Origin of the sequence: Anaplasma phagocytophilum (assembly GCF_023476575.1) — a bacterium.
Lineage (GTDB): Bacteria > Pseudomonadota > Alphaproteobacteria > Rickettsiales > Anaplasmataceae > Anaplasma > Anaplasma phagocytophilum_A.
The window spans coordinates 1-9,385 of the sequence record NZ_JAHLEX010000044.1 but is presented as its reverse complement, the minus strand read 5'-3'; the positions used below and the strand labels follow the sequence as shown (position 1 = coordinate 9,385).

At 43.4% G+C, this 9,385-nt stretch carries 9 protein-coding genes; 7 read left to right on the top strand and 2 right to left on the bottom strand.

Annotated elements, in window-relative coordinates; genetic code table 11:
- Window positions 1–303 (top strand): P44/Msp2 family outer membrane protein (locus KPX09_RS03010; RefSeq protein ID WP_249548930.1); only part of this gene is annotated, 303 nt, incomplete at its 5' end.
- Between the two features lie 144 nt (window positions 304–447).
- Window positions 448–1,638, top strand: a complete 1,191-nt coding sequence (locus KPX09_RS03005; RefSeq protein WP_346017234.1) for a D-alanyl-D-alanine carboxypeptidase family protein — start codon at window positions 448–450, stop codon at window positions 1,636–1,638.
- On the opposite strand, the gene KPX09_RS03000 is transcribed toward KPX09_RS03005, so the two are convergent.
- Window positions 1,635–2,843: a protein-disulfide reductase DsbD family protein gene (locus tag KPX09_RS03000; protein WP_249548928.1), complete on the bottom strand. Its 1,209-nt coding sequence runs from the start codon at window positions 2,841–2,843 to the stop codon at window positions 1,635–1,637. The genes KPX09_RS03005 and KPX09_RS03000 overlap by 4 nt on opposite strands.
- Window positions 2,844–2,886: 43 nt before the next feature.
- Window positions 2,887–3,171, bottom strand: coding sequence for a succinate dehydrogenase assembly factor 2 (locus tag KPX09_RS02995; RefSeq protein ID WP_410518395.1), 285 nt, complete (start codon window positions 3,169–3,171; stop codon window positions 2,887–2,889).
- 100 nt (window positions 3,172–3,271) lie between these two features.
- Here KPX09_RS02995 and KPX09_RS02990 point away from each other — a divergent pair, with 100 nt between their 5' ends.
- From KPX09_RS02990 to purH, 5 genes are read left to right on the top strand one after another with little or no spacing between them, the layout of a single operon-like run.
- Window positions 3,272–4,360: a M50 family metallopeptidase gene (locus KPX09_RS02990; protein WP_249548926.1), complete on the top strand. Its 1,089-nt coding sequence runs from the start codon at window positions 3,272–3,274 to the stop codon at window positions 4,358–4,360.
- A gap of 5 nt (window positions 4,361–4,365) precedes the next feature.
- The gene (gene bamA, locus KPX09_RS02985; RefSeq protein WP_249548924.1) at window positions 4,366–6,684 is read left to right on the top strand and encodes an outer membrane protein assembly factor BamA; all 2,319 of its coding nucleotides are present in this window, start codon (window positions 4,366–4,368) and stop codon (window positions 6,682–6,684) included.
- A gap of 2 nt (window positions 6,685–6,686) precedes the next feature.
- Window positions 6,687–7,247 carry an OmpH family outer membrane protein gene (locus KPX09_RS02980; RefSeq protein ID WP_249548923.1) on the top strand — a complete coding sequence of 187 codons (561 nt, stop codon included), beginning with the start codon at window positions 6,687–6,689 and terminating at the stop codon, window positions 7,245–7,247.
- Between the two features lie 16 nt (window positions 7,248–7,263).
- Window positions 7,264–7,701 (top strand): 3-hydroxyacyl-ACP dehydratase FabZ, encoded by a 438-nt coding sequence (gene fabZ / locus KPX09_RS02975; RefSeq protein ID WP_249548932.1) that lies wholly within the window; start codon window positions 7,264–7,266, stop codon window positions 7,699–7,701.
- 17 nt (window positions 7,702–7,718) lie between these two features.
- On the top strand, window positions 7,719–9,251 hold the full coding sequence (gene purH / locus KPX09_RS02970; protein ID WP_249548931.1) for a bifunctional phosphoribosylaminoimidazolecarboxamide formyltransferase/IMP cyclohydrolase: 1,533 nt from the start codon (window positions 7,719–7,721) through the stop codon (window positions 9,249–9,251).
- Window positions 9,252–9,385 lie beyond the last annotated feature (134 nt).

The following is a 9,385-nucleotide window of genomic DNA, read 5'->3' as shown; positions in this document are numbered from 1 at the left end:
AATGCTTGTTATGATCTTCTTAGTGAAGGTTTAGGTGTTGTTCCTTATGCTTGTGTTGGTCTAGGTGGTAACTTCGTTGGCGTTGTTGATGGTCACATCACTCCTAAGCTTGCTTACAGGTTAAAGGCTGGCTTGAGTTATCAGCTTTCTCCTGAAATCTCCGCTTTTGCTGGGGGCTTCTACCATCGTGTTGTTGGAGATGGTGTCTATGATGATCTTCCTGCTCAACGTCTTGTAGATGATACTAGTCCTGCTGGCCGTACTAGTTTCTTAATTTCGTGCTGGGATAGTGCTCAGAGATAATACTCAGGTTTTAGTTATAACATTTGACCATGTGAGGTTGCACGGAAACATAAAGAGTATAGTATCAACGGCACGGGCAGGAGAAACACGGTGCGTCAGTTGCAAGGTTTTTGTTATTGACATTGCTTTGGGCATGGTACTAGTATGACTCCCCAATTCTGTTTCTTATCAAACTCTATGCGAGCAAGTCTTGGTCTTCTTTTATTTAAAGCGTTTATTTACGCGTTGGTCTTCATTTTACCCGCGCATCCAGATGCATCAGGGCTGCGTACGAAAGCGCCTCACGCTATTGTGTTTGAATGGGGTTCGAAAACAATACTTTTTGAGCATGATGTAGATGTGCCGACGCCTACTGCTTCCATGAGTAAGCTTATGACTCTATACATAGTGATGAAGAACTTAAAAGCAGGGAACATCAAGCTTGAGTATAACTTGCGTGTTAGTGAAGGTGCCACTTCTGCAGGTGCACCAACAGTGTTTTTAAAGACGGGGCAACTCATCTCTGTCTACGACCTTATCAAAGGTGCTGCTGTTGCTTCGGGGAATGACGCATGTATCACTCTTGCGGAAGGTTTGTATACGTCACAAGAAAAGTTCGTTGAAGAAATGAACAAAGTAGCGCGCGAATTAAATCTTAAGAACAGCCGCTTTGTAAATGTTACAGGTTGGCCCGATGATAATATGATGTCAGTACGTGATCTACTTATACTTTCAGCGCGGATATTACAAGACTTTCCTGAATACTATTACTTTTTTAGCGAAAAGCAGTTTACCTATAATGGGATAACACAGAAGAATTATAATGTATTGTTGAATTACAATAATATAGAAGTTGATGGTATAAAAACTGGGCATACAAGAACAGGAGGCTACGGTATGGTAGCCTCAGCACTGAAAGATGGACGACGCGTTTTAGTTGTAATCAATGGATTGAGCACCGAAACAGAACGTGCTTATGAGGCAAAAAAGCTTATCTTGCACGCCTTGAATCACTTCAGCACGAGAACAATATTTCTTGCAAATGGAGTCATTGGGGAAATATCTGTGAAACACAAAAAGGGCACATCTTTGCAAGTATTCCTAAAGGAAGATGCTGTAATTACTTATCCAAAGGACTTAGAACATGAACTTCATGCGTTCTTACTATCACAAGAGAGTTTAAAGGCACCAATCAAGAAAGGTCAGCTAGTAGGGAGCTTGTTAGTTAAGACAAAAAACTCAGTCCAGTACTCTTTTCCCGTATATGCAGCAACCTCAGTGCGTGCTCCGTGTGCCGTGTGTGATTATCTACGCTCTCTCTACAGAACTTTGTATTCGTATTACACCTCTGATTAATCTGTAAGGTTTCTTAAGAGAAAGTCCGTCAGCTTAGCTTTGCTGAATATTTGAGGTATTGGTTCTGTTGTAGGCTTTCCATGCACATATAGCACGTAAAACGGGACACTGCTGCTGCCCAGGCTATGTAGGTACTGCGCTATTCCAGCATCCATATTTGTCCAGTCTGCCTTCATCTGTTTCACACCACGTGTGCGGAAGATCTGCTGTATGGACTCAGAATTTATGATTAATTCATTTGTTTTACAAGTTAAGCACCACTCCGCGCCTACAGCGACGAAAACTGTTTCGCCCTTCTCTAAGAGTTCCTGTAAACTATCCTCCGAGAATGCAACAAAGCCCTTATGTATGGGCACGTCCTCCATTATCTCCAACCTACTTATGTATAGGGCAGAAGTCACGACAAAAATTACGGTAAAACATAAAGCAGCGGCATCTCTCAGAGCAGAGCCAGGTTTTACTATGTTCCGAATTATCCATGTTAAGAATGCGATTGCAATTATGGAGCATATTGTGGGAAATAAGGCAGCAATGCCTTTTTGACTTACTAGGACGTGTAGAAGCCATGCTGCAGTTAAGTACATAGGAAATGCTAGCAGCTGCTTTAAATACTCCATCCATTTTCCAGGTTTTGGTAAGAGCGTTACGGCGCCTGGTATGCAAGAAAAAGCCAAGTATGGAAAAACCATTCCCAAACCCATGAACTGGAAAATAAATATGGAATGCAATCCGGGTTGCAATAACGAAAAACTAACTGCAGATACCATAAATGGCGCAGCACACGGGGTCCCTATAAGAGTGGATAACACTCCTGTAAGGAAGCTCTCCAAATTTTGTGATCCTGCTCTTCCTAAAATGGAGATCCCAAATGTAATCTCATAGTGTCCTGAGAAAGACAATCCAACGAGAAAAGTTACATAAAGCAAAAGGGTTACAAGAAAAGGCGACTGTAATTGAAATCCCCATCCTAAGAGATTACCAGTTGTGCGAAAAATAAAGAGAACTCCTGTGAGTACGAACATGGTGGCAAGCACTCCTACCGTGTAAAAAACACAGTCCTGTAATATTCTATTGTCTCCGGCGCTTTTTTGACGAACCACAGAAATGATCTTTAATGAAAGTATAGGAAAGACACAGGGCATAAAATTCAGCAGCACCCCTCCTACGAAGGCAAGTACTAACGCATTTAATAATGTAGTATCCATACGCTTCTATCCCCTCCGTTATCGCTAATGCATAAAGACAGCGTCATTTTCTTGAGGCGAAACCACTTATTAGTTCTATTAGTGCGCTATCTATTCCCTGAGGTATTGGTATTCTTCCTACCACATAGGCGTAAAGAAGTGCATCATCCAATTCAACAATAGCTTCGTAATTGGCAACTTGCTCATCGCTTAACAGGTGTAGATGGTGCTGTGCAAAGCTTCCTAAGAGTATATCCATCTCTTTGCAGCCCCTATGCACGCTACGGTACAATAACCTTCTCCTTATTTCACTAGTGGGGGTATCGATCATAGCAATGTACAAGCTCACTGTGGCTCCTATATTGAAACTTTATACGGCACAATAGTATTGTCAAGGATATAAATATAGTATAAGATGCTCCTGATTTTTGAGCTTGTTGAGTGGGCTTATGTTGTCCTTAGCGCGGGCTGTGAGCGCTTTTCAGGAGGGTTCTTTCTATGTGGCCTCTTTCCTCCTCGTGCTTTCTGTTGTTGTCTTTGTACACGAGTATGGGCATTACTGTGTGGCTAAGCTATGCAAGGTCAAGGTTGAGACTTTTTCTCTAGGGTTTGGGCCTGAGCTGTTCGGAATAACCGATGGATCTGGAACCAGGTGGAAATTTAGCCTGGTTCCTGTAGGGGGTTATGTCAAGATGTTTGGTGATGCTCTAGATAGGGAGATGTCAGAAGAGGAGAGGCTTTGTGCCTTAAACGAGAAGCCCCTGTGGCAGAGGTTTCTTATAGCTTTTGCAGGTCCGGCAGCAAATTTGCTATTCTCTCTACTGGTTTTCTTTGTCCTTTTTAGTACTCGTGGGGTTTTAAGCCCTATGCCAGTGGTGGGTAATGTCCTTGCGGGGAGTACTGCGGAGTTTGTAGGTCTTGAGGCTGGCGATAGGATAGTATCGATAGATGGTAACGAAGTCGCTTGGTTTGAGGAGATAAGGCACTACATAGCTGGGGGGCGGGGTGAATATTTGACTATAGGGTTCTTGCGTAGTGGGGTATTGCATCATGTCACGATAGGGCCAGAGGAGTGGTCTAATGGAGCGCGAAAGTTAGGTATTTCCGCTAGTTCGTTACCGATGGATAGTCAAAGTAGGCGCCTTCCAGTTCTTAGTGCTGCGAACGAGGCTTTTTTGTGTACTTACAGGATTGTAAGGATCACTCTTATGGCTGTTGTGCAGCTGGTTACGGGTTCCCGCAGTGTCGATGAGCTTGGTGGGCCGGTCCGTATAGCGAAGCATTCCGGTGATGCAATACGGCAGAAGGAAGGCCTTCGTTTTGTGGGTCTTATATCTGCAAATTTAGGTGTAATAAATTTATTGCCGTTACCAATGCTAGACGGGGGCTTCATGTTGCAGTATGCTCTGCAAGGGATTTTTCGGCGCAAGACCTTTAACCCTAGACATTGTAGTGTAGTGATGGTCGTAGGGTTTATTCTTCTTGTATCTCTGATGGTTTTTGTGACCTTCAATGACGTCAAGAGCATTTTGAAATGAGACATATGAGATATTTTTTTGTTTTAGTCCTGATGGCGGCGATGTTTGCCTCGGTGAGGCCGGCGGTCGCAGATAGTGTGCAAAAAGTACGAATAGAGGGAAATGAGCGGTTGGATAATGCGACCATTGAGTTCTATGCAAAGGTCGCTCTGCCGGAGGAGATAACGCAGGGAAGGTTGCATGAGATAATAAGTGACCTTTATGGGACGTCCTTATTCAAGAAGGTTGAAGTTGATGTTGTAGAGGATGAGCTTGTTATTAGCGTGGAAGAGAATCCTGTTGTGCGCAGCGTCACAGTGAAGGGTAATCATGCTTTTAGTGCTAAGACTTTGGCAGAAGATCTGCTGAAATTAAAGAAGATGAGTATTTTCACGGAATCAAACTTAAATCAGGACTTGGGTAAGCTGCATAGCTTGTATGTAAGCAAGGGTTACTTAAAAGCTAGTGTGTCATATATGATAAAGCCTGCTGCGAGAAACAGTGTTGATGTAGAAATAAAGATAGTAGAAGGGCCGCTGACTCGGATAGGTAATATCAGGTTTGTGGGTAATACTGTGTTCACCGAGCATGAGCTGCAAGAAGTAATTGCATCGAAGAGAAGGTCCTTGACTGATATTTTTGGCTTTTTTGGTGACAGTACGAAATTGTTTTCTGAAAGGCTGATGGTAGATCAGTCGCTTTTGCGGGATTTTTACACTAGCAAGGGTTATTTGGATGTTAAGGTTGGTACGCCTTCTGTTGAGGTGACTTCAAAAGATTATTCTTATGCTACGCTGATATTTTCGATAGAAGAGGGTAAGAAATATCGCTTCGGGGATTATATTGTAACAGTTGATGATGTTAAAACGTGGGAAGACGTTGAGCAGGAGCTAGCGAACATAGTTCTGACAAAGAAGGGTGAAGTTTTCAACATGAGTTTAGTTGAGAGGACATCGACTTTGCTCACTGCGTTTTTAAATGAGAAGGGTAAGCTTTTTGCAACTGTGAAGAATGATTACGATATTCATGGTGATGTTGTAAACGTAAAGTATAGGGTGTCTTTGGGGCAGAGTGTCTATGTGAGGCGCATAAATATACTGGGTAATACTAGGACTTTAGATAGTGTGATCAGGCGTAAGCTCGGAGTTTCTGAGGGAGATGTTTATAGTACGTTTGCTATGAGGCAATCTCGTAGAAGATTGTTGAATCTTGATTTCTTTGAATCTGTTGATGCGGACACGCAACGGATTAGCGATTCTGCGGTTGATATCAATTTTACAGTAAAAGAGCGAGGTACTGGGTCATTTGATATTGGTGCGGGTTTTTCTCCTGCTAGTGGTTTGGTGGGGAAGATTAGTATAAAGGAAAGAAATTTATTAGGGACTGGCAAGGTTGTATCTTTTGATTTAATGAGATCTCTTACAGGTATGTCTAGTGTGCTCGACTTAGTTACTCCAGACATTTTTGATAGTGAAGTGTCGTTTGGGGTAGGGGCGTTTTATTCTAGGCAAGGTGGTATTCCGGCAAAGGGTTTGAAGGGATTGTTTGCTACTGATGGTCCTTTTGGTAGTACTAACGCAGGGTTTTCTTCGCGCTTGTCGTGTAATCTGACTGATAGTTTGGCTGCATCTGTGCAGTATTATTACAAGTATCACAGTATTCATAATATAGGCGAAGCTGCTTCTCAATTTATTAAGGAGCAGGAGGGGACGTTTTTCGACTCTTCTGTGGGTTATTCTCTTGTTTATAGTAGTATAGACAATCCTTACAAGCCTCGTAGTGGGATATATGCGAGGCTTAGTCAATCGGTTTCGGGTGTGGGTGGAAATCTGCATTACGTAAAGACAGAGGCGTCAAGTGCGCATTTCTATCGCGTCTTTCAGCGTATTAACGATGATATAGTTTTGAAAATTAGGCCATCTTTTGGGTATGTTTTTGCGTATGCAGGAGAGAAGGTAAAGATAGGGCAGAGGTTTTTCCTTGGTAGTAATGAAATAAGAGGGTTCGCTTCTTCGGGTATAGGGCCGAGAGATGTGGCTACGCAAGAGGCACTAGGTGGAAAGTTTTATTATGGTGTTATAACTCAGTTGGATTTTCCTGTAGGATTGCCTGAGCATTTGGGGATACTGGGTTCTTTGTTCTTTGATGTTGCGAGTTTGTCTGCGCTTGACTATAAGAAGGTTGAGGGCTACAAGACCAGTGATTTGCTTAGAATGTCTGTTGGTTTTGGTTTCTCATGGAGGTCGCCGTTTGGTCCTGTGAGGATCGACTTTGGATTCCCTGTAGTGGCTGAGAAATTTGATGTGAAGGATATGCTTAGAATATCCACTGATTCGGGTATTTAGTTATGAAGATTGTGAGAATTGTAGTATTGGCTTTGTTGCTGGTAGTTTTTTTGAATTGTTCTGTGGGCGTAAATGCAGCATCGGGAACGGAAGGTGGTAGCCCGGTGTTATTTGTGGATTCCGATAGGGTTTTAAGTGAAGCCTTGGTGGCTAAGGACATTCGGGCGCAGCTTGACAGGAGGCGTACTGAAATGCAGGGGGCTTTTGCTCATCGTGGTGAGAAGTTGCGTAAAGAGGAGGAAGATCTGGTAAAGCAGAAGGGGATTTTGAGCTCTGAGGCGTTTGAAGCTAAGGTTATGGAGTTCCGTCAGGCTGTCGAGGACATGAATAAAGATGTTGAGTCAAAGATGTCTGAGTTGGAGGTTATGTACGGGAATGCTATTGCCCAAGTCTATGATAAGATACAGAAGATATCAGAATTGCAAGCCGCTGAAAAAGGAGCTTTGGTTGTCCTGTTTATGTCCAGGGGGCAGGCATCGTACGTGGATGAGAAGGCTGATATTACTGAGAAAGTATTAGAGACGCTCAATAAGGATTTGTCGCGTGTCAGCTTGGAGAATTAGTGAAGACAAGGTGTCTATGCAGATGGATCATAAACAGGTAATGCGAGCATTGCCGCACTCTTATCCGTTTTTGTTAGTGGACAAAGTGAGGGAATGTGTTCCCGGTAAGTGTATAGTTGCGGTTAAGAATGTCACGTTTAATGAGCCATTTTTTGTGGGGCATTTTCGTGGTAACCCCATCATGCCAGGAGTGCTTATTGTGGAGGCTTTGGCGCAGGCTTCTATGTTGTGTGTGGTGTGTGATGCTGATGGAGAAAGTACGGGTGATACGTCTGTTCTTTTTATGTCCATTGATTCAGCTAGATTCCGCAAGGTTGTAGTGCCGGGAGATGTCTTGATATTGAAATCACGCGTGTGTCATAGGCGTGGTAACAGCTGTAGGTTTGAGTGTCATGCTTACGTAGAAGATGTTTTGGTGACTGAGGCACAGATTTTAGCAATGATGAATAAATAGTGGATGTAGCGATGGGTATGAAGAAAGCAAAATTGGCTCTTTTATCCGTAACGGATAAGGAAGGAGTAGAGGAGTTGGCGCGCTTTTTGGTAAAAAACGGTTTTCGTATCCTTGCTACAAAAAATACGAATCTTTTCCTGAGAGACTCTGGTGTAGCGTCTACAGAGGTGTCGGAATATACAGAGTATGATGAAATTATGGGAGGGCGTGTTAAGACGCTGCATCCGAAGATTTTTGCTGGAATTTTGTGCAACCGTGGGTCGCACATGCAGGAGGGGGAGAAGCTTGGTATTAATAATATAGATCTCCTTGTGGTGAACTTGTATCCTTTTGTGCAGTGTGTGGCTCGTACTGATGCTACAGAGCATGATATTATAGAAAATATTGATATAGGTGGTGTGGCGCTTTTAAGGGCTGGTGCGAAGAATTTTCAACATGTCACTGTTGTTTTGGATGCTCGGGACTACGATGAATTGAAGAGCGAGATTGAAAATAATGGGGGCAATACTTCCCTCGAGTATCGTAAAAAGATGGCTACTAGGGCTTTTGCATTGACTTCTGCTTATGATGCGCGGGTGCATGGCTGGTTGTTGAGTGAAAAGCAGGATGAGGCGTTACCGGGCGAGATCGTTATACACGGGAAGAAGGTTCAGGATTTGCGTATAGGTGAGAATCCGCATCAAAAGGCTGCACTTTATTGTGTTGGAGGCTATGGTGATGTGCTTCCTATAGAGCAAATGCATGGGAAGGATCTGAGTTACAATAATATCGTTGATATAGAGTCTGCCGTAAAGATAGTTGCGGACTTTGATGTTCCAGCGGTTTCGGTTATCAAGCATGGTAATCCTTGTGGGGTTGCCATTTCTACTGGAGGTATTGACGATGCGTATGAGAAGGCTATCTCGTGTGATCCGCGTAGTAGTTTTGGGGGCATAATAGCGCTAAACAAGGCCATGACCATGGATGTTGCTAGAAAGGTCATGAGTATATTTATAGAAGCTGTGGTAGCGCCTGCCTTTGATGATGGGGTGATAGAAACTCTAACAGCGAAGAAGAGCATGCGGATTATGAGGTATAAGCCGTATACTCCTGACAGGTTAGTGCTAAAAAGCACATTGTCTGGTGGGTTGTTGGTACAGGAGTGTGATCGGAGCGTGGTGAATATAAGTGATTTCAAGTTGGCTACTGAGGTTAGTGCTTCTCCTGAAGTATTGGATGATCTTTTATTTGCTTGGAGAGTGTGTAAGTACGTGCGCTCAAATGCGATAGTGATTGCGCGTGATGGTCGCGCAATTGGTGTAGGGGCAGGGCAGATGAGTCGTGTCGATAGTGTGGAAATAGCGATACGTAAGGCTGGGAATTGTGCAGGTGCTGTTTTGGCTTCTGATGCCTTTTTTCCGTTTGCAGATAGTATCCAACATACTGTTTCTGCTGGCATAGCAGCTATAGTGCAGCCGGGGGGCTCGCTGCGAGATCAGGAAGTCATCGATGCAGCGAATTGCAGTGGTATACCTATGTATTTCACGGGAGTGCGCAGTTTTTGTCATTAGAGAATTGTCTAGTGTGCCGTCAAATTGATGAGATACGGAGCTGTTGCCTTGGTTAGTGCTGGGGTTCCGTGGATTGTTTTGTCTAACGTTTTAATTGAAAATCTTGGGTTGTTGTTGCATTATTGATGGGCATA